This window comes from Rhizobium sp. TH2 (assembly GCF_024707525.1).
In the GTDB taxonomy this organism is placed as follows: domain Bacteria; phylum Pseudomonadota; class Alphaproteobacteria; order Rhizobiales; family Rhizobiaceae; genus Rhizobium_E.
In genome coordinates, this window is sequence record NZ_CP062231.1 from 2051704 (window position 1) to 2071280 (window position 19577).

The 19577-nt window shown below is 60.4% G+C and carries 15 protein-coding genes and 1 riboswitch; of the genes, 7 read left to right on the plus strand and 8 right to left on the minus strand.

Annotated features, from left to right (window positions below; translation table 11 throughout):
• Nucleotides 1-134: 134 nt before the first annotated feature.
• Nucleotides 135-2552 (plus strand): endopeptidase La, encoded by a 2418-nt coding sequence (gene lon / locus IHQ71_RS10275; RefSeq protein ID WP_258161869.1) that lies wholly within the window; start codon nucleotides 135-137, stop codon nucleotides 2550-2552.
• 229 nt (nucleotides 2553-2781) lie between these two features.
• Nucleotides 2782-3060, plus strand: a complete 279-nt coding sequence (gene hupB / locus IHQ71_RS10280) for a DNA-binding protein HupB (protein WP_258161870.1) — start codon at nucleotides 2782-2784, stop codon at nucleotides 3058-3060.
• Between the two features lie 60 nt (nucleotides 3061-3120).
• Here hupB and IHQ71_RS10285 read toward each other — a convergent pair whose 3' ends face one another.
• A complete protein-coding gene (locus IHQ71_RS10285; protein WP_258161871.1) occupies nucleotides 3121-3615 on the minus strand; it encodes a 6,7-dimethyl-8-ribityllumazine synthase in 495 nt (164 codons plus the stop codon).
• 83 nt (nucleotides 3616-3698) lie between these two features.
• A riboswitch (FMN riboswitch) is annotated at nucleotides 3699-3846 on the minus strand.
• A 140-nt stretch (nucleotides 3847-3986) separates the two neighbouring features.
• On the opposite strand from IHQ71_RS10285, the gene IHQ71_RS10290 reads away from it, so the two are divergent.
• Nucleotides 3987-5663 carry a Wzz/FepE/Etk N-terminal domain-containing protein gene (locus IHQ71_RS10290; protein ID WP_258161872.1) on the plus strand — a complete coding sequence of 559 codons (1677 nt, stop codon included), beginning with the start codon at nucleotides 3987-3989 and terminating at the stop codon, nucleotides 5661-5663.
• Between the two features lie 43 nt (nucleotides 5664-5706).
• Here the strand turns inward: IHQ71_RS10290 and IHQ71_RS10295 are convergent, their stop codons facing one another.
• Nucleotides 5707-6531: a DUF1194 domain-containing protein gene (locus IHQ71_RS10295; protein ID WP_258161873.1), complete on the minus strand. Its 825-nt coding sequence runs from the start codon at nucleotides 6529-6531 to the stop codon at nucleotides 5707-5709.
• 423 nt (nucleotides 6532-6954) lie between these two features.
• Between IHQ71_RS10295 and IHQ71_RS10300 the strand changes: the two genes are divergently transcribed.
• Nucleotides 6955-8046 (plus strand): PAS domain-containing protein, encoded by a 1092-nt coding sequence (locus IHQ71_RS10300; protein ID WP_258161874.1) that lies wholly within the window; start codon nucleotides 6955-6957, stop codon nucleotides 8044-8046.
• Between the two features lie 35 nt (nucleotides 8047-8081).
• Here the strand turns inward: IHQ71_RS10300 and IHQ71_RS10305 are convergent, their stop codons facing one another.
• From IHQ71_RS10305 to IHQ71_RS10330, 6 genes are all read right to left on the minus strand, one after another.
• Nucleotides 8082-8642, minus strand: coding sequence for a putative colanic acid biosynthesis acetyltransferase (locus IHQ71_RS10305; RefSeq protein WP_258161875.1), 561 nt, complete (start codon nucleotides 8640-8642; stop codon nucleotides 8082-8084).
• A complete protein-coding gene (locus IHQ71_RS10310) occupies nucleotides 8639-9799 on the minus strand; it encodes a glycosyltransferase (RefSeq protein WP_258161876.1) in 1161 nt (386 codons plus the stop codon). Before IHQ71_RS10310 ends, IHQ71_RS10305 begins: the two co-directional genes overlap by 4 nt.
• Nucleotides 9796-11028: a polysaccharide pyruvyl transferase family protein gene (locus IHQ71_RS10315; RefSeq protein ID WP_258161877.1), complete on the minus strand. Its 1233-nt coding sequence runs from the start codon at nucleotides 11026-11028 to the stop codon at nucleotides 9796-9798. The genes IHQ71_RS10310 and IHQ71_RS10315 overlap by 4 nt, the downstream gene beginning before the upstream one ends.
• A gap of 93 nt (nucleotides 11029-11121) precedes the next feature.
• A complete protein-coding gene (locus IHQ71_RS10320; protein WP_258161878.1) occupies nucleotides 11122-12438 on the minus strand; it encodes a hypothetical protein in 1317 nt (438 codons plus the stop codon).
• The gene (locus IHQ71_RS10325) at nucleotides 12419-13657 is read right to left on the minus strand and encodes a hypothetical protein (RefSeq protein ID WP_258161879.1); all 1239 of its coding nucleotides are present in this window, start codon (nucleotides 13655-13657) and stop codon (nucleotides 12419-12421) included. The genes IHQ71_RS10320 and IHQ71_RS10325 overlap by 20 nt, the downstream gene beginning before the upstream one ends.
• 56 nt (nucleotides 13658-13713) lie before the next feature.
• On the minus strand, nucleotides 13714-14979 hold the full coding sequence (locus IHQ71_RS10330) for a WcaI family glycosyltransferase (protein WP_258161880.1): 1266 nt from the start codon (nucleotides 14977-14979) through the stop codon (nucleotides 13714-13716).
• A gap of 845 nt (nucleotides 14980-15824) precedes the next feature.
• On the opposite strand from IHQ71_RS10330, the gene IHQ71_RS10335 reads away from it, so the two are divergent.
• From IHQ71_RS10335 to IHQ71_RS10345, 3 genes are all read left to right on the plus strand, one after another.
• The gene (locus IHQ71_RS10335) at nucleotides 15825-16013 is read left to right on the plus strand and encodes a hypothetical protein (protein ID WP_258161881.1); all 189 of its coding nucleotides are present in this window, start codon (nucleotides 15825-15827) and stop codon (nucleotides 16011-16013) included.
• A gap of 169 nt (nucleotides 16014-16182) precedes the next feature.
• A complete protein-coding gene (locus IHQ71_RS10340) occupies nucleotides 16183-17892 on the plus strand; it encodes a PQQ-dependent sugar dehydrogenase (RefSeq protein ID WP_258161882.1) in 1710 nt (569 codons plus the stop codon).
• 197 nt (nucleotides 17893-18089) lie between these two features.
• Nucleotides 18090-19568 carry an efflux transporter outer membrane subunit gene (locus tag IHQ71_RS10345; protein WP_258161883.1) on the plus strand — a complete coding sequence of 493 codons (1479 nt, stop codon included), beginning with the start codon at nucleotides 18090-18092 and terminating at the stop codon, nucleotides 19566-19568.
• Nucleotides 19569-19577: the final 9 nt, after the last annotated feature.

Genomic DNA, 19577 nt, shown 5'->3' on the forward strand with positions numbered 1-19577 from the left:
GAATCAGGCTTGAATTGTCCACCCGGCATAGCCACCTGTTAGCGTGGCCGGAAACGGCTACTACAGGTCGGCATCGCCTAGTGAGGGATTGCCGCCCTGGCCTTGTCTAAGGCTTGGACTTGAAAGGGAAAGAAATGACCAAAAAGACATTCCCGACTGAAGGAAGTCAGGAGAATTACCCCGTTCTGCCGCTGCGCGACATCGTGGTATTCCCCCACATGATCGTTCCGCTCTTCGTGGGCCGCGAGAAATCCATCCGCGCGCTTGAAGAGGTGATCGGAACCGATCGGCAAATCCTTCTCGTCACCCAGAAAAATGCGACCGACGATGATCCGCCGCCTTCGGCGATCTTCGAGGTCGGCACCGCTGCCAACGTGCTGCAACTGCTGAAACTGCCCGATGGCACCGTCAAGGTGCTCGTTGAGGGCAGGGCGCGCGCCCGCATCGAACACTACACCGCCCGCGAGGACTTCTACGAAGCCACCGCGTCGATCCTTGCCGAGCCCGAAGAGGACGCGGTCGAGATCGAGGCGATGTCGCGCTCGGTGGTTTCCGAATTCGAAAACTACGTCAAGCTCAACAAGAAGATCTCTCCCGAGGTCGTCAGCGCCGCCGGCCAGATCGACGATTATTCGAAGCTTGCCGACACGGTCGCTTCGCATCTGTCGATCAAGCTGACCGACAAGCAGGAAATGCTCGAAACCGTGTCCGTCAAGGGCCGGCTCGAAAAGGCGCTCGGCTTCATGGAAGGCGAGATCTCCGTCCTGCAGGTCGAGAAGCGCATCCGCTCGCGCGTCAAGCGCCAGATGGAGAAGACCCAGCGCGAATACTACCTCAATGAGCAGATGAAGGCGATCCAGAAGGAACTGGGCGACGAGGACGGCCGCGATGAAATGGCCGAACTGGAAGCCCGTATCGGCAAGACCAAGCTCTCCAAGGAAGCGCGCGAAAAGGCCGATGCCGAGTTCCGCAAGCTCAAGCAGATGAGCCCGATGTCGGCCGAATCGACCGTCGTGCGCAATTATCTCGATTGGTTGCTGAGCCTGCCCTGGGGCAAGTTCAGCCGCGTCAAGACCGACCTTATCAACTCCGAGAAAATCCTCGACGAGGATCACTTCGGTCTCGACAAGGTCAAGGAACGCATCGTCGAATATCTCGCCGTGCAGGCGCGCTCCTCCAAGATCAAAGGCCCGATCCTGTGCCTCGTCGGTCCTCCCGGCGTCGGCAAGACCTCGCTCGCCAAGTCGATCGCCAAGGCGACCGGCCGCGAATATGTCCGCATGGCGCTTGGCGGCGTGCGTGACGAGGCCGAGATCCGCGGTCACCGCCGGACCTATATCGGCTCGATGCCCGGCAAGATCGTCCAGTCGATGAAGAAGGCAAAGAAGGCCAATCCGCTCTTCCTGCTCGATGAAATCGACAAGATGGGCCAGGACTTCCGCGGCGACCCGTCGTCGGCTCTGCTCGAGGTGCTCGATCCGGAACAGAACTCGACCTTCATGGACCACTATCTCGAAGTGGAATATGACCTGTCGAACGTCATGTTCGTGACCACGGCCAATACGCTGAATATCCCTGCACCTCTGATGGACCGCATGGAGATCATCCGTATTGCCGGCTACACCGAAGACGAGAAGCTGGAAATCGCCAAGCGGCACCTGCTTTCCAAGGCGATGCGCGACCACGCGCTGCAGCCGAAGGAGTTCTCGATATCAGATGAAGCGCTGATGGAAGTCATCCGCGCCTATACCAGGGAAGCCGGCGTCCGTAATTACGAACGCGAGCTCAACAAGCTTGCCCGTAAGGCGGTCACCGAAATTCTGCGCAACAAGGTGCTGAAGGTCGACGTGACCACGGAGAACCTGCACCAGTATCTTGGCGTGCCGCGCTTCCGTCATGACGAAGCCGAACGCGAGGATATGGTCGGCGTGGTCAGCGGTCTTGCCTGGACCGAAGTCGGCGGCGAATTGCTCACCGTCGAGGCGCTGATGATGCCGGGCAAGGGCCGCATGACGGTCACCGGCAACCTCAAGGACGTGATGAAGGAATCGATCTCGGCGGCGGCATCCTATGTCCGCTCGCGGGCGCTTGATTTCGGCATCGAACCGCCGCTCTTCGAAAAGCGCGACATCCACGTACACGTACCGGATGGCGCAACCCCGAAGGACGGCCCGTCGGCGGGTATCGGCATGGTCACGGCGATCGTCTCGGTCATGACCGGCATTCCGGTCCGACACGATGTCGCGATGACGGGTGAAATCACCCTGCGCGGCCGGGTGTCGCCGATCGGCGGCCTGAAGGAAAAACTGCTCGCGGCACTGCGAGGCGGCATCAAGAAGGTTCTGATCCCGCAGGATAACGCCAAGGATCTGGCGGATATTCCTGACAATGTGAAGAACAATATGGAGATCATTCCGGTCTCCCGCGTGGGCGAGGTTCTCGAACATGCGCTTGCTCGCCAGCCCGTGGCGATCGAGTGGAACGAATCATTCGACCCCGCACCGGTAAAGCCGGGCGCCGTCGATGATGCGGGACTTTCGATCGCTCACTGAGCGGAAAGATTGTCAGGTTCTGGCCAGCGAGTGTATCTCTGGCGGCAAACTGACCCAAAATTGCGGATGGCCGGTCTCCAGACCGGCCATTTCTTTATGAAAAATCGTCTAAACAGGCTGGATTTCTCGGGAAACTTCTGTATCAGGGTTGCGGTCGGGCAGTCGAAGTCTTTAACTGCCCCAAGAACAACGTGAGTCGTTTCAAACCAGCTAGGAAAGGGGTGGAAACATGAACAAGAGTGAACTCGTGGCAGCAGTCGCAGAGAAGTCCAGTCTGAGCAAGACCGACGCGGCCTCCGCAGTGGACGCCGTGTTCGACGCCGTTCAGGAAGAACTCAAGAAGGGCGGCGATGTCCGTCTCGTCGGTTTCGGCAATTTCTCCGTGAGCCGCCGCGAAGCCTCTGTCGGTCGCAACGTGTCGACCGGTGAAAAGGTCAACATCCCGGCCCGCAACGTTCCGAAGTTCTCCGCAGGCAAGGGCCTGAAGGACGCCGTCAACGGCAATTGATCTCTTCCGCCAGCAATGGCAAGGAAACCCGGATGCGCGAGCATCCGGGTTTTTTCGTTCTTACGCCGCAGCCTTGAGTGCGCCGGCTTCCTCGACGATTGCGAGGCAAGCGGCAGCCACCTCCCGGCCCTTGACGCGGAAATGCTCGGCAAAGAAAGTCTGGTGCTCGGCACCGCTGTGGAAATGATGCGGCGTCAGCACCGCCGAGAGCACCGGCACATCGGTTTCCAACCCGACCTGCATCAGGCCATTGATGACAGCCTGCGCCACGAATTCATGCCGGTAGATACCGCCATCCACCACCAGCGCCGCGCCGATCACGGCGTCGTAGCGCGCACCTCGTGCAAGCCGCTTGGCACGAAGCGGAATCTCGAAGGCGCCCGGCACTTCGAAATAGTCGATCTCGTAGCGCCCACCGGTGAGGGCGGCGATCTCCGTAGCGAAGGCATCGCGGCAATTATCGACGATGTCCCGGTGCCAGCGCGCAGAGACGAACGCAATGCGGCGCGAGGATGTGATTCTGGATTGTTCGATATTGGATAGTTCAAGATTCATGGTCGTGTCCTTTCTTTCCCAACGCATGAATCAGGGCAAGCGGACGCCGACGATCACCCATGCGCGCACGGGTGCTGAAGGCAAACCGATCTCTTCCATCCGGACTATACCGTCGGCTTCGGAATCACACCGAATCTGCTGACCTTTCCGGCAGGCCGGAAAGCGCTCGCGGGCTTGTGGAATACTCCACTTACCGCCGGTGGGGAATCGCACCCCGCCCTGAGATCATCGCCCGCATGATTGCGGGCAGGTGAGACGTAGACGACATTCCGTGATCCTGCAAGTCCGACGCAGGCCCGAACTTGATTGCGCCGCGGCCTGCCTCTATACCCCAATAGCCACATCAAATTCTTCGAGCACAGGGTGTTTCCTTGAACCTTCCGGCCACTGCCAATCCCGACCTCCACGTTCTCGAACAGCTTTTCGCCGTCGCTCGTCGTCGGTGGAAGATCGTGGCGCTTCTCACGATCATTGGCGCGGTTCTCGGCTTCATCTATGCCCAGAGCCAGGTGCCGGTCTATTCCTCGGCCGCAACCATCATGGTGCGCTCCGGCCCTGCGGCCGATCCGGTCCGTCAGGGCATCGAGACCACGACGCCCGAAGAGGAGGGCCAGTTCCTTTCCCAGCTCGAACTGGCGAGATCCGCCTCGGTCGCGACCATCGTCGCCGACCGGCTGGATCTAGTCAACGACGCCGACTTCGCCAAGCCTGCGGCTTCAGGCCTCAGGCAACTGATCGCACGGATCGGCGCCCGCCTGGGCATGAAAATGGCCTCGACAGACGAAGCCGCCAGGAAGCTCGATCTCGATCAGGTCGTAGCCGCCCTGCAGGCCAATGTGAAGGCGTCGCGCGTCGGCCGCACCTATGTCGCCGCGATCTCCTACACCCATCCCAATCCGGCAGTCGCCCAGAAAGTCGCGCAGGCCTTTGCCGAGGCGTTCAAGCAGAAGATCGCGCAGGACAATGATATGGCCAATTCGCGCATGCGCGCGGCGCTGCAGAGCGAGATCGACCGCGCGAGCGGCCCGGCAAAGGACGCACTGCAGGCGAAGCTTCAGGACATGATGATCGCCCGCGCACTGCCCGGCATGGATGTCGTCGTCATGAGTGATGCCCGGCTGCCCGCCGCACCGATGGCGCCGCGTGTGCCCTTCCTCGTCGCGGTAGGCGCCATCCTGGGTGCCGTCATCGGCTGCGCCATAGCGGGCTTCCGCGAACTGACCGACCGTGGCGCGCGCGACGGCGATGTCATTGCGCGGGCGCTCGGGATCCGCTTCCTCGGCTACCTGCCGCGCGGCGGCACCAAAAATCTCGGCACCATGACGATCGGCAAGGGCGCGCCGCTGCCCGAACCTGCCCGCCGCTCGGTGCTCGAATCCTATTCGGTCTTCGGGGAAACGATCCGCTCGGCCGCCGTGGCGCTGATCGGCCACCAGAAGGATGGGCAGGGCACGGTGACCGGCGTCACCTCGGCGCTTGCCGGCGACGGCGCGACCATCATCGCCGCCAACCTCGCCGCCCACCTCGCCAACCAGGGCCGCAGCGTGCTGCTGATCGACGGCAATGCCCGCGACCCGCGCCTGAGCGACTGGCTCGCCGCCGAAGCGGAACAGGGCCTCGTCGACGCCGTGCTCCAGAACAAGAGCACCGACGAAACCTTGCTCTATGATTCCAGGAGCAATATTTCCCTGCTGCCCATGGTGCTGAAGGATCGCACGGTCGAGCCGGCCAGTCTCTTCAATTCCGATCGCGCCAAGACCTTCATGTCGGAGCTTCGCGGCCAGTACCAGCACATCATCATCGATCTTGCTCCGCTCTCGACCGCCTCCGATGCCCGCGCCGCCGAACCCGTGATCGATAATTTCGTGCTTGCCGCGCAATGGGGCAGGGCAACGCCGCAGCTCATCGCCGATCTGCTCGACAGCGAACCGGAAGTGCGGGCGAAGCTGGCCGGAGTGATCCTGACCCGCGCCGACCTGAAAAAACTTCCGCTCTATGCGGCTGCGGGCTCGCGGGCGTCGTTCAACAAAAGAATCGCAAAGGGCTGAGTTCTAGATATGCAGGCGACGCCGCATTCGGTTGCAGCCAATGCTACCATTTGGATGCGCCATATCGAGCGTCCGCGACTGTTGTAACGAGCCGCCACCCGAGGCGTTCCTCGGAGTTAGCCAGGTTCGGCCCAATGTTCAGGGCTATCTCCGTTACCAGCTTCCGACGCAGCGCCTTTGTGTAGTCGCTTGTCGACCGTGGAACCATAACGAAGGCTTGGAAACCGCCTATGACGTCTTCCGCGAAATAGGATGCCAGTGGGCGGCCCAGCGCAGCTTCGTCTTTCGATGGAATGGCAATCGCGTTGATCGTGTACCCCTTGTCGATCGCCTTCTCCCTGGCCTGCAAAACGGGCAGGCCGTCATTGTTCTCTCCATTGCCGGAGATGTCGATGACCTTTCGATCGGCATTTCCGGGGAACCGGTCGAGAAGCAGACTTGCAACGCCTATGGCCGCGGAAATGGATGTCCCGCCTCTCACTCCGCGGCTGAAGCCGGTGGCGCCTTTCCTACTGATCACCCGGGCCGCCGCTTCTGCGTCCTGACGTCCGCAGATCCTCGTCCAGGGCAACACGGTTCTTATCTGTTGCGGGCTTGCCCATTCAAAGTAGGTTATGCCGATGCAGCCGAGATGATTGCCGGAAAGGGCCTTGATGAACTCGGGCGAAGTCAGTGCGGCAACGTGCCCGTTCCGCTGGAGGTCCGCAGTGCCCCTGTCGATCGAGGATGAGGAATCGACCGCGAAGACAATGGCGACATCAACGTCAAAGGTTGATGCCTGATCGATACCGGAGGCGCGTGCTTGCAATCCTAAAATCAGCGTGACAGCAATCGTACCTGTCAGTTTCACGAAAGAATGCATGGTCATCCACCCCTGTCTCGTCATCTTGTTGCTACCGGTGGCGCGCGGCATCCGTCTTGGCGTGTCCATCGATCCGGGAAGCATCAACCAGCGGAACCTTCGATGAGACCCCCTTTTGGGGGTTGATGAAGGACAGTTGGAGGAGATCGGCCATAGTCCAGCGCCCAGGGAGAGTGGTATACCGGCTGCAAACCGGATACCCGTCGCACGAAAGGTGGTGTAACAGCACTATCTAAGGCGCGCCTGGCCGATACGACGATCTGCGTTGTTCATGACTGGTTTTCGCAATGAAGGTTTTCGGCGAAATTCCTTTGCAGCCTTCCGTGCAATACTCGAATTATGCTGCGGTCACCTGAAATATATGGTTTTATGAGAGGTGGAGTGTTGGTTGCCGTGCACCTTCGTGCTTGGCACACATGCTGGGGTGGGATGGTGGCGATTGACATCAGGCGCTTGCAATATGCGTCCATGCATTTGTCTGATGTCGTTGCCGAGCCGGCGCGTTGGGCAGAGGTTTTGGAGGAAATCACGCAGGCCGTCGGCGCCATTGGTGCGGGGTTGATTCCTCAGACCGGGTCGGAAGGAGCTGTGGCGACTGCCAACCTCAGGGACTGCCTGGAGACCTATGTACGCGAGAGTTGGACCGAACAGGACAGAGTTAGTCATCTGCGTTCCAGGGCTCTGCTTATGCGAGGCGAAATTGCGCTCGACCGGGACCTGGCCAACGCTGACGATCGTGCACCGTTCTTCGAAGAATTCTTGCCGCGCTTTGACGGCAGGTGGTGGGCGGGCATCGGGATTCGCAGTGGTTCCGATATCTGGTCCCTGACGATGCATCGATCTCTACGCCAAGGACCATACGAACAGAGTGAAAGAGCCATTCTCCAACAATTTTCCTTGCGGCTGAACGAAGTTGGCAGTCTTGCGGAGCTTGCTGGCCGCGTCACCTTGTCCGCCGTGGCCAATTCATTCGATCAAATGGGCAAAGCCGTGGTGGCGATCGATGAGACCGGCAGGTTCATCCATGCCAACGCTGCTGCAACGCAACTCTTGGGCGCCGCCATCCAGGTGGCCGGCGGGCGTCTGATATTCCGCGATCGTCACGCGGCGGCGGAATACAGCAAAGTCATCGAGCGGCTGCGGGGGCTTCGCGAGGGCAAAATCTTGTGCGCACCCCCGATCATCGTACGACGGGAGAACGCCACTCCCCTCGCGATCAGGATCCTGCCCGTCGATGGTGCGGCGAAATCCCCGTTTCTTTCCGCGCGAGCGCTCCTGCTTCTCAATGAGATCATGGGGCCAGCCAAGTCCGATTGGCAGGCCTTCAGCCGCGCTTTCGGGCTTACGCCGGCAGAAGCACGTCTCGCGGCACTTTTGGCCATCGGCGACTCCCTCGAAAACGCTGCATCAGCGCTTGGCATCACCAGGGAAACCGCCCGCAGCAGGCTCAAATCCATTTTTCAAAAGACCGATACGCATCGCCAGGGGCAACTCGTAGCCTTGCTGGCCTCTCTGGTGTGATCGCTTCTTCAAGCCTCGGTATCGCGCGCACCGTATCAGAACTGCTTGCGCTCGCGCAGCTTCCTTGCCGGGTTGCCGGCATAGATGCCCCAGGGCTCCAGGTCCTTGGCTGCAACGCCACGTGCGCCAAGCACCGCGCCTTCGCCAACCGTGACGCCCGGGCCGACAAAGGCCTCGGCCGCGACCCATGCCTTCGATCCGATCGTGATCGGCATCGGCTTGAGCTGGAAATTGGCATCATCGACATCATGCGTGCCGCCGCAGAGGTGGGCGCGCTGGGAGATGATCGCGTAGGCGCCGATCTTCATCGGACCCATATTATAGAGAATGACGCCCGGACCGACCACGGCATGGTCTTCCATCTCGAGGTTCGGCGGATACCAGATCGTCGTCCTGGGATAAATCCGGGCCTTGGGCGCGAGTTTGGCGCCAAACGCATTCAGTAGCAGGCGCCGCCAGGCATGGAGCGGCACGGGTGTCCAACTGCCCGCCAGCGCCCAGGTCAGCATCCAGGCGGCGCGAAACATCCGGTGCTTGAGCGAGAAGCTCGGACCGCCCTCGCGGACATTGGATTTCTCGGCGTCGAGTGCACTCATCCTCTCACCTTCCATTCCACGGCTTCGTTGTAGAGCGAAAGCAATCCGTCACGCACGCTCTGTTCGGAGAATTCTGCGGCGACCAGCGCCTTGGCATTCTCCGAGGCACGCGCCCAATCCTCACCGCTCAGATTATGCGCCGCGACCAGCGACGGATAGATCGTATCCGCCGTGTAGCCGGTACGAAATGCGGCGCCGCGTTCGAAGCCGATATCAAGATTGCATTCGGGCGACATAATCGCCGGCTTGCCGGCGGCCCAGGCCTCGAGGATCGCCATCGGCAGGCCTTCGCTCTTGGACGGCAGCAGGAAGAACTTAGCCGTGCCCATCGAGCGGTTCTTGTCAGGTCCATATTGCGGCCCGGCGAACAGCACATTGCCGAACTTCTGACCGAGTGCGGATACCTTGGCCTCGAACCCCTCGATCCCGTCATTCCAGCCGCAAAATACCAGAGCCGAGCCATTGCGGAACTGCTCGTTTTCGCTTGATAGCCGGGCCCAGGCATCCATCAGCTCCATGATGCCCTTCTTCTCGTGGATACGCCCGAGGAAGAGGTAGATGTCGCGACCGTCGAATTCCGGCTTCCACCAGCCCGGCTTCGCACCATCGCTCGAAAACGGCTCGGCGAAATTGTGGATGATGCGCGCCGGCTGACCGGTCAGGAATTCCGCGACGTCGCCGCTCTCCTTTTCCGTCAGCAGGTGATAGCCGCCGGCCTTCTTGAGAAATCTGTTCTGGTAGAGGCTCGACACCGCACCCTTGAGCCTGGACGATCGTGCTCTAATCCATGGTTCCAGCATGCCATGCGGCGAGACGACATAGGGCTTGCCTGATAGCATCGACCAGAGATGCACCGCCGCGACATGAAACTGCCAGACGCCGTGGACATGCACGAGATCGGGCTTGGCCTGCATCAGTGAGGCCACCATGGCGGGCGCGAAACTGTAGCTGATCGGCCCCATGAAGCGATGCTGGTAGAGCCTAGCTGCCTCCCATTGCTTCGGATCGACTTTGTCCATCCGGTCATCCAGCGTGTGGACCGATATCTGCTCGAAGCCCGCCGATGACAGCGCCTTCACATGCAGCCGCGCGGCTTCAGCCACGCCGCCGCCTAGCGGCGAGATCGTCGGCAGCGCCAGCGCTACCCGCCGGATCATCGCCTGGTTCCGATCAGCGCGAGGATATCCTGCAACCGGGTGAACTCGGTCTGATACACCTTCACGGCATTCTGGATCTCGGCTTCGGCTTGACTCAAATTCTCATAATCCTGAGATATCGTCTTGATAAGATAGTCATAATCGATGGCGTCGATCGGCGTGTGCCGGTGCGACAGCTTGAGATCGTTCATGATGTATTCGGTCTTCGGCAGGTAGGCGATCGCGAATGTCGGGCGGCCGGCCATCATCGAGAAGATGCAGGAATGGAAGCGCGTGCCGAGGAACACCTTGGAGCGCGCGATCATGGCGCGCAGCACATCGGGCTCGCGGCTCGTCTGGTCGACGATCACCTGGCACTTGGCCTTGCGCTGCACCTCGAGCGATGCCGGGAGGTCTTCCGACACCTGATTGAAGATCACCGGCGTCAGGCCATATTTCTCGGCCATATGGTCCGCCGCTCGCGCCACGGCATCGGTGTAGCGACCCAGCATGACTGCCGGCTCTTTCGACTTGGGGAACGACCACTTGACGACCGTCATGCCGAAGATCGGCGCATCCTTGCCCACACCAAGGCTTTCATACACGCCGTCGATCAGCTCGGGATTGTCCTCGACATGGCTGTTCCAGAACGCGCTGTCGCCGGTGCGATAAACGGTTTTCTCCGGCAGCTTGAGATCGTGCGCCAGGAAATCCCAGCTGTAGCTCTCGCGGGCGCAGAGAAACGGCACCTTGCCCAATACATATCGCGCCACGGCCCGCGACAGCGGCCGCTCGATCGGCCCAACGCTCTGCGGTGCCAGGATCACTGTCTTGCCCATGATCGTGCCGAGATGGATGTGCAAGAGCGCGATGAAATAGGCGAAGTTGGTGTCGTGGATATAGCCGCCGGGTGCGGAGATCACGACGTCGCTCGCGCGAATCGCATCAAGCGTCTGGCGCTGCTTCTCGGGCAGCAGCGCGCCGAGGAAGGGCAGCCATGCGCTAAACCATGAAGCAAACAGATAGACGAGGGATTTGAGCCGGCCGACCGCGCCGCCGCCGGCATTGCCGATCCTTTCGGACCAGGCAACGGTAGGATGCACGGCGCGCGCGGCATCTATCCCCTCGAACACGGCGCCCGCGATCTGGGCATCCGGAAACTTGGCGCGGATTTCGGCAATGCATTCGTCAAGCAGCACCGAGTCACCCCGGTTGGAGCGGCCAAACGCGTTGACGATCATGAATTTCATCAGGCTTTCCTTCTGGAAGTCTCGGTTTCACAGGGCTTAGAGCCCGGAAATATGCGCGAAATAAGGTTTGATCCGCATGCCAGACAAACCGCCTCAAGTCAAAGCGCGGCTTGGGGTCTCGGTCAATCGGGCGCCGCTTCTCAGCCAGCACAGCATGCCGAGAAAGGCGGGCCAGAGCGGATTGGCGATGAGGAAGTTCGACGCCGGCATCGCGAACATCAGGCCGTAAAAAAGGTAGAAGTAGAAAAACATCGCTACATCGTCGAGCCGCCGCGTGGCGAGATCGACGAAGAACATCCAGAGCAGCCCACCGACGATCACGGCCAACAGCCCCAGCCCCACCAGCCCGAACTTGTGGAACACCGCGAAGTGCAGGAAGTGGATGTTGTGGACTTCTAGCGCGCCGAGCAACGCATGCTGGCCCGGCGTCGGATCGGAGGCGCCCGACATATCCACCGTCCGGCCAAGCCCCTTGCCGAACAGCCATTCGGCATCATTGGCGGTCTGGTAATCCTCCATCACCTTCTCGCCCTCGAATACCCGCTGGTAGGACGAGACGTGATTGTAGATGTCGTCGCCCTTCATCAGCAGGATCGCCTCCTTGATGTTGCGCGGCAGGGTGTCGACGGTCTGGTCGTCGAGCGACAGCGCATAGGTCAAGGCACCGATGACCGCGAAGACCAGGAAGAAGATCGTGACGAGATATTTGCGGTAGAGCAGCCAGATCAACCCGACCACGCCGACGGCGAGGATCGAGGCGCGGTTGATTTCCACCTGCACAAAGCCGTCATTCGAGCCGAGATGAATGAAGAGATAGATCAGTGCGCCGATCGCCTTCTCGATCAGGCTCTTCCGGATCAGAATCGCATAGAGCGCGATCACCTCGAACAGCACATACTGGTAGTGATTGTCCTTGTAGGGGATCGACGCGACGGCGAAGGCGAGCACCAGAGCCAGGAAGGGCAGGGCAAAGAGCGTGGAAATCGCTCGAGCCGCCGCTCCCGTATCGCCCCTTCGGTGGCGGAAGATCTGGAACATCAGCACACCGGTGACGAAATATAGCGTCCAGCCGACGATATATTGCTGCGCATTGCCATTGGCGACGCCGGTGATCGCCGAGACCAGCAGTGCCAGAAGTACGAGGATCGCCAGCGGATGCGGGATGGCCGCTTTCGATGTGGTGCGGTTGAGAATGAGCATCAGCGCCGCAAAGCCGAGCGCATAGGCATAGGTCCCGGCATTCAGGTAGGGCGTCTTGGCAAAACCGATCATGCCGGCGCCATGCTCCAGTACCAGCGACACGAAACCGTAGAGCAGGATGAAGCCCGCCAGGAACAGCCCGAACTGGTCGATCCGGGCGAGCCTGCCGAACAGCGTTGGCGCGGAGGGTTCAAGCGTGGCGGTCGGCATCGGCGCGGGTTACTTTCATGAGCCACCAGAGCGACAGGCTGATCACCGTCGCATGAGACAGGAAATCCGAGAGCACGAAGACATAAGCTCCGAAGATCGAGACCGAGAGATAGCCGAAAATCACGGCGAGCGCGACAGCCAGGATTCGCGCCATAGCCGCTACATGGTAGCGGTTATGCGCGAATAGTCCCTGCACCAGTGCCTGTCCCACCGACTCCGTCAGGATCGTCAGGCAGAACACCGCGAGGAACGCCCAGGCATCGTGCGTGAAGCCGCTGAAGCGCGACACCACGATCAAGGCCACGACGACGATGCCAAGCGTGAAAAGGCCGGCAATCACGAAGCTGGTCCTCTGGATGCGCAGCATCCGTCCGATGCCTGTCGCCGGGTTCGCCGCCACGGCCTGCACCAGCCTCGGAAATTCGATGCGCCGTGCAAAGCCCGCGATCTGGCTCGCCGCGCCGACGATCTGCTTGGCATAGACCAGCATCGCGGTCGCCGAGGTGCCGAGAAACAGTCCCGCTATCGCCAACTGTGCCCGGAAATAGAGTTGGCCGGGCAGCAGGCCCGCGAGCATCGAACTCTCCTCAATGAAGGCCGTGCGCACGCCGGAAGCCGTCGGCTTCGCCCAGAGCGGTCGCCAGCCGGCAAGCGCCAGTGCCACGAACTGTGCGATGATGGTCAGCGCGTAGCCGCAGCTCAGCGCCAGCCCCGTCCACATGCCGACCTCGCGATCCGGAAGGTTCGCCGCGAAAAACAGCGCCACTGCCGAAGCCAGATAGGCGATCGAACCCGTGATGCCGCTGACACCGCTCTTCTGCAGCCCGTCGAGAAAGCCCGCCGCATTGAAGGCCCAGATTGCCAGCGCCGGCAGCGAGAACATGAGATAGGTCCGCGAAAAATCAGGCAGCGACTCGGAGGCACTGAATGCCAGGACGACGAGCACCAGAGCCAGGGCGATCGTGAGCCGGAACACCGTGGTCTCCCAATAGCTGCGCCATACGGAGGCATGGTCCGCCCCGGTATGCAGGATTCGCGCGATCTGCGCCGACAGCACTGTCAGCGATCCAGCTTCGACCGCGATGATTCCCAGCATGGCGAAGGAGAAATGCGTGCCGAACAGAGCGAGCAGCTCTGTCTTGCCAGTCGCGACGAGCCATGTCTGGGCGAGGAAGATCGAGCCCTGGCCGATGCCGAAGCCGCCGATCAGCATGCCCAAATTGACAAGGCGCCTAAAGGCGCCTTGCTGGGATGCTTTTTGTGGCGTGTCTGCCGTCATCCGGTGACGGCGTTGATGAAGGAAATGCAGCCGTCGCGCTTCGAGAGGCGGCGCGAAAGGTCGGCACGCCGGTCCTTCCACTCCTCGCGGTCACCCTTGGAAGCGTTGACGATCGCCTTCGAGAGCGCGTCCGCATCGCCCGGCGGGGTGATGATCGCGCTGTCGCCGAGGAAATTCGCGAGCTCGGTGCCTTCATCGGCCGTCACCACCACGGGTGCACCGGAGGCCAGCATGCCGCCGAGCTTGGAAGGCAGCACGAGGTCGGCAGCACCGCGGTCCTGCGGCAGCGCATGCAGGTTTGCGAGGTTCATGAATTCGTTGAACTTCTCATACGGCTGGAACGGCAGGAAGCTGACATTCGACAGTGTGCCGTATTTCTCAACGAGGGCGCGCTTGGCCGGGCCTTCGCCGGCGATCACGAACTTGATCTTCTTCTGGCTTTCGATCCGCATGGCCGCTTCGAGCAGCGTGTCGAGGCCCTGCTTGGCGCCGATATTGCCGGAATAGAGCACGATGAAATCGTCGTCGGCATAGCCGAGTTCCTGGCGATAAGCCGAGGAGCGGCCGAGCGGATAGATATGCTCGAGATCGACCCAGTTGCGGACGATGGCCACCTGCGAGGGCTTGCCGGTCTTCTGCGCCAGCTTCTCGGCCATGCGCTCGGAAATGGTGATGATGCGGTCAAAACCCTTGAGCGTGTACTTCTCGAATGCGTAGGCTGCTTTCTTGAGAAAATTCAGCGACTTGATGTGGCCGACGGCGAAAGCCGCATCGACTTCGAGATCCTGGACATGCAGCACGGTACGCGCGCCCACCGCCTTGGCGGCGAGGATGGCAAGCGGCGCGGCAAACAGCGTCGGCTCGACGCAGATGACGATCTGCGGGCGATGGCGCAGGATGTGGTAGAGCACGACGGGTGCGGAGGTGGCTGCAAAGCTTACCGGCGCGATAAGGCGCCAGATGCCGCCCATATTCTCCTTGAGGAACAGCGGAACGCGGAAGATGTTCACGCCGTTCTTGCGCTCGGTGGAATAATTGTTCTTGTAGCCCTCGCGCACGCTCCAGCCCGGATAGTGAGGAGGCGTGGTGACCACGGTGACATTGGCCTTCTGGCCGGTCAGGTAGTCGGCGATCTCGCCGGTATATTTGCCGACGCCGGTGATCTCGGGCGCGAAATTCATGCCGTAAAGGAGAACCTTTTTCCCCGCGATACTGCGATCGTCGGTGTCAGCTTTTTCGGCGGTCCACGGTTGCGAAGTCATGCTCATGTTCTGGATTCCGTTATGCGGTGCAGAAAGTTTCAATCTGAAAAGACCATTAGCCGGGCTAGTCTGTACCTGGCATGAACGCGCTCCCTAACGCATGATCGTTGCGCGCGGTTCCCGAGTGGCCGGATTTTTTTGCGATGCCGCGCAAATCCATGACTCAGTTGCCTGCGTATGACTCAAGGCCTTCATTCCCAATCTCTGCATGCGGCTTGCCGCGCGTGTGCGTCGCAGCAATAGTTCTGTCACAAACCGGCCCGAAGTGAGACCGGATGTGCTGGATTGTGCGTTTGGAGGGCCGTTACGGCGCGATTTTTGGTCGCACTGGGCGGGCAGGAACATTCACACTGGAACACCAATTTTAATCGCGTGACAATATCCGTGATGGCCAAAAGTGGAAGAAATTAAGGCAAAGTTATGCACCGCAACACATTTTCGTGAAGTGATGAAATTGCGCAACAATTAGGCACTTCTACTATTTGCCTGATATTACGCCCAGAGCCTGGGCATTTGTCACAAAAGCTTTAAGAATCAGATGCTTGAAAAAGATTTTCTCGCTGGTCGGCAGGCTCGCCATTGAAATGCCTGCTTTGCATACCATATGCAAGCTGCTCTTGGCCGCAACGTCGGCAGGGAGTCATTTTGAAAGAAAAACGATCGACGGAGGGAGTTACATGCGTTCTCGATATCGCCTTGTTTCCCAAAGAACGACGGCCCGCCCAATGTTCAGCGGTCCGCGAATTATGATGTGTCTTTCCGTGCGCGTGTGATCGCACAACAAGTCATCTGAAAATCAATCTGGATTGGCGCCGGCCCTTGAAGCTGGCGGCAGGGAAGTTGTCATGAGCAAACAAGTTATAGAATATGCCGGTGAACCGGTGGGGATTGCCATTCCCGAAAACGGCAAGCTGAAATTCATCGCGGTCAAGTTCCATGTCATGGATCTCGACGAGCAGGTGTTTCCCTCGGCAGAGGCGGTCAATGCCGCCATCCGCAGGCTGGTCGTCCATCAGCCTCAGCACCACGCCTGAGTAAGGCACGTTTTCCAGAGTTTCCAGGCGCCGCCGGTGATCTTGCCGGCGGCGCCTTTGTTTTTGTCACCGGCTGCCGGTACCACCATTGCTTTGCCATAAAGAGCCATGACAACTTGGCGTGGGACGAGAGAAATCGCCGGCATCGGCTGGCGCTGGAGGATTGACCATGGCCAATGTACACGGCACCAACAAATCCGAAACGCTCGACGGCCTGACTGACGATGGCGACATAATCACCGGCCTTGGCGGCAGCGATATCATCAATGCGCTCGGCGGCAACGATCTGATCTCGGCGGGCGACGGCGCCGATACTGTGTTCGGTAACGCGGGCGACGACCTGATCTATGGCCACAGCGATGCCGATCTTTCGCAGAATTCCAGTTTCATTCGGGCGAAGAAGATCGCCGACATCGGTTCCGGCGCTGTGCAGACCCTCGTGGCCGATGGGGATCCCGGCTTTATCTATGCGCTCGCCAAGGATAGCGGCGTCATCTACCGCATCAACGAGGAGACGGGAAAGAAGAAGGAATTCCTCGATATCCCTGATAACCGGTTCGCCGCCGGCGGTGAACGCGGCGTGCTCGGCATGGCCTTCCATCCGGATTACGAAAACAATGGCCGTCTCTTCGTCTACCTGACCAAATCGAATGGCGACATTGAGGTTCGGGAATACGGACCGAAGAACGGCAACCCCGACAAGATCGTGTTCAAGGAAACCGTCATCACGATTCCCCATCAGGATGCCGGCAACCACAATGGCGGCTCGATCGTCTTTGGACCGGATGACGGCATGCTCTATCTCGGCGTCGGCGACGGCGGCGGCGGCGGCGATCCCGCTGGTAATGCACAGAATCTCGACAATCTGCTCGGCAAGATCCTGCGCATCGATGTCGATGGTGTGGATCTTCCGGGCAAGAATTATGGGATTCCCAATGACAATCCCTATGCAGTAAGCGGCGGCGCGCCGGAAATATGGGCGTCGGGCGTGCGGAATCCCTGGCGCATGTCCTTCGACCCGGCTACCGGCGACCTTTATGTCGGCGATGTCGGCCAGAACGCGCAGGAGGAGATCGACGTTATCCCGGCCGGTACGGGTGGTCTGAACTTCGGCTGGAACTACCGCGAAGGCGATGACGATTACGACGGTGACAATGAGCCAGGCGAACCACCGATGGGACTCGTCTTGACCGATCCGGTCTTCACCTATTCGCACAATGGCGGCGGCGGTTCGGTGACCGGTGGGGTCGTTTATCACGGTCCGGCACCCGGCCTGGAGGGCGCCTATGTCTTCGCCGACTTCATCACGGGGAAGTTTTATACCCTGCGCATGGTCGATGGCGAGGCGGAAGACGCCGTAGAGCGCACGGATCAGATCAGAGGCGCGAATCTCTCCAACATCTCCTCATTCGGGACCGACAGCGACGGCAACCTGCTCGCCGTGAGCCTAAGCGGCAAGATCTACCGCCTCACGCCGGGTGCCGCCGCCGGCGATGGCGACGACGAACTGCACGGCGGCACGGGTGATGACAGTCTCTATGGCGGCGTCGGCAATGACAGCCTGTTCGGCGACGAGGACGGCGACCGGCTCGCGGGCGGCATCGGCAACGACACGCTTGAAGGCGGCGCCGGCAGCGATATATTCGTCTTTAGGACGGGTTCCGGCCACGATGTGGTAACTGATTTCGAGATCGTTGGAGGCGATCACGACGTGCTCGGTCTCGCGGGACTCAAGGGCATCGACAGTTTTCGCGATCTGAGGCGCAACCACATGTCCACGGATGGCGACGACGTGGTGATCAGGGCCGGCGGTGATCGCATCACGCTCGAAAATATCGACGCTTCGGGCTTGAAAGCCGTGCATTTCGACCTAGCGTGACCTTTTCGCCCCACTTCGTAAATTTTTGTTAAGAGACTTGTGTTCGCGCACCGCATTATGTCTATGGTGAGGCGCGGGCAGGGGATATGACGTTCGATGAAACGGCAGGTTCCTCTTTATTGCGTGCAGCCTGCGCGAAGCTAGCCCTGACGGCTTTACGGCCGCCGGCCACATTTTATTCATCGAGTATGCCACATATGAGAAACGTTGTTGTCCTCCTCGCCGCCGGTTCCATTCTGGCGGCCTGCTCGACCGAAAAGTTCGTCGCTGGCCCCGAGGTCACGCTGACGGAAAACTACAAATATCGCGCCGGTCTGCGCGGCGAAACGATTCATCCAGACACAAAGTGGTGGGCCAATTTCGGCGACAGGAACCTTAATGCCCTGATCGACGAAGCGCTTGCCGAGAACCTTTCCATCGAAGCCGCACGCGAGCGCGTCAAGGCAGCGATGTCTACGGCAAAGATTGCCAACAACGCCTACCTGCCGCAGGTTGATGCCGTGGCTGCAGCCGCGCTTTCAGGGCAGCGCAACAAGCAGCCTGTTGTGGTAGGAACGCAAATAGTCGCGATCCCCGGCGGCGTGGACGCCGTGCCGGTCACGAAACGCAAATGGGTTACCAACAACACATCGAGTGCCACGAAAGGTCTGTCCGGTTCCTGGTACATCAATCCGTTGGGCTGGAAAAGCACCAAGGAGCGCGAAGAAGAGCGCATCGAGGCCGAACGCGAGGCTCTGAACGCGGCCCGCCTCGATATTATAGCCGCCGTTGCCGACGCCTATGTCAACGTACAAGGCCTCGGCCGCCAGATCGAGATCGCGAAGCGCTCCCTGGAGGTCCAGAACGAGACCGCCGACATCACCATTGCGAAGGTGGAAGCTGGTTCGGCATCGACACTCGATTCGACGCGCGCCAAGGCCAATGCCGCGCTGACGTCGTCGGACATTCCGGCGCTCGAGCAAGCGCGCCTGCAGTACATCAACCTGATCGCGACGCTGCTGGGCAAGACGCCGGCCGAACTCGATTCGCTCTACACGAAGTACAACGCCGTCAAGCGCCCACGCGTCCGGTTCTCCGAGGGTATCCCGGCGGATCTGCTCCGCAACCGGCCCGATATCCGCCAGCAGGAACGCCTGCTGGCCGCTGCGGTGGCCGATATCGGCGTCGCCGAGTCCGACCTTTGGCCGCAGCTTGTCCTCAACGGCAACATCACTGCGTCGCGGACGGCGAATGCCGGAAAGGTCGCGAACTGGAATCTCGGACCCTCGATCACCCTGCCGATATTCAATCGCGGCGCTCTGCATGCGGCGGTCGATCTGTCGAAATCCGGTGCGCGTCTGCAATATCTCGCTTATCGGCAGACCGTCATACAAGCGGCTCGGGAAGTTGAGGACGCCGTTGTGGCACTCCGGCAGGAGCAGATGCGCGCTTCGCGACTCTCCACCGCGGTTGCCGAGTTCACCAAGGCCGAGCAGCTCGCCCGCGAGCTGAACGACGCCGGCACCACCGAGTTCAGCGACGTTCTCGATGCGCAGGAATCGCTCTACGGCGCCCAGCTTCAGCTGGCCGAGGTCTCCAAAAACCTCAACATCAATTATGTCGCGCTCTGCCAGGCACTCGGCGGCGGCTGGGCCGGCGAAGATGCCGAAACCTACGAGCTCGTCGTGAAGAAGTAACGGCTTCTA

Coding starts and splice junctions, on each gene's coding strand:
- lon (WP_258161869.1), top strand. CDS start 135: ATGACCAAAAAGACATTCCCGACTGAAGGAAGTCAGGAGAATTACCCC.
- hupB (WP_258161870.1), top strand. CDS start 2,782: ATGAACAAGAGTGAACTCGTGGCAGCAGTCGCAGAGAAGTCCAGTCTG.
- IHQ71_RS10285 (WP_258161871.1), bottom strand. CDS start 3,615: ATGAATCTTGAACTATCCAATATCGAACAATCCAGAATCACATCCTCG.
- IHQ71_RS10295 (WP_258161873.1), bottom strand. CDS start 6,531: ATGACCATGCATTCTTTCGTGAAACTGACAGGTACGATTGCTGTCACG.
- IHQ71_RS10300 (WP_258161874.1), top strand. CDS start 6,955: ATGGTGGCGATTGACATCAGGCGCTTGCAATATGCGTCCATGCATTTG.
- IHQ71_RS10305 (WP_258161875.1), bottom strand. CDS start 8,642: ATGAGTGCACTCGACGCCGAGAAATCCAATGTCCGCGAGGGCGGTCCG.
- IHQ71_RS10310 (WP_258161876.1), bottom strand. CDS start 9,799: ATGATCCGGCGGGTAGCGCTGGCGCTGCCGACGATCTCGCCGCTAGGC.
- IHQ71_RS10315 (WP_258161877.1), bottom strand. CDS start 11,028: ATGAAATTCATGATCGTCAACGCGTTTGGCCGCTCCAACCGGGGTGAC.
- IHQ71_RS10320 (WP_258161878.1), bottom strand. CDS start 12,438: ATGCCGACCGCCACGCTTGAACCCTCCGCGCCAACGCTGTTCGGCAGG.
- IHQ71_RS10330 (WP_258161880.1), bottom strand. CDS start 14,979: ATGACTTCGCAACCGTGGACCGCCGAAAAAGCTGACACCGACGATCGC.
- IHQ71_RS10335 (WP_258161881.1), top strand. CDS start 15,825: ATGAGCAAACAAGTTATAGAATATGCCGGTGAACCGGTGGGGATTGCC.
- IHQ71_RS10340 (WP_258161882.1), top strand. CDS start 16,183: ATGGCCAATGTACACGGCACCAACAAATCCGAAACGCTCGACGGCCTG.
- IHQ71_RS10345 (WP_258161883.1), top strand. CDS start 18,090: ATGAGAAACGTTGTTGTCCTCCTCGCCGCCGGTTCCATTCTGGCGGCC.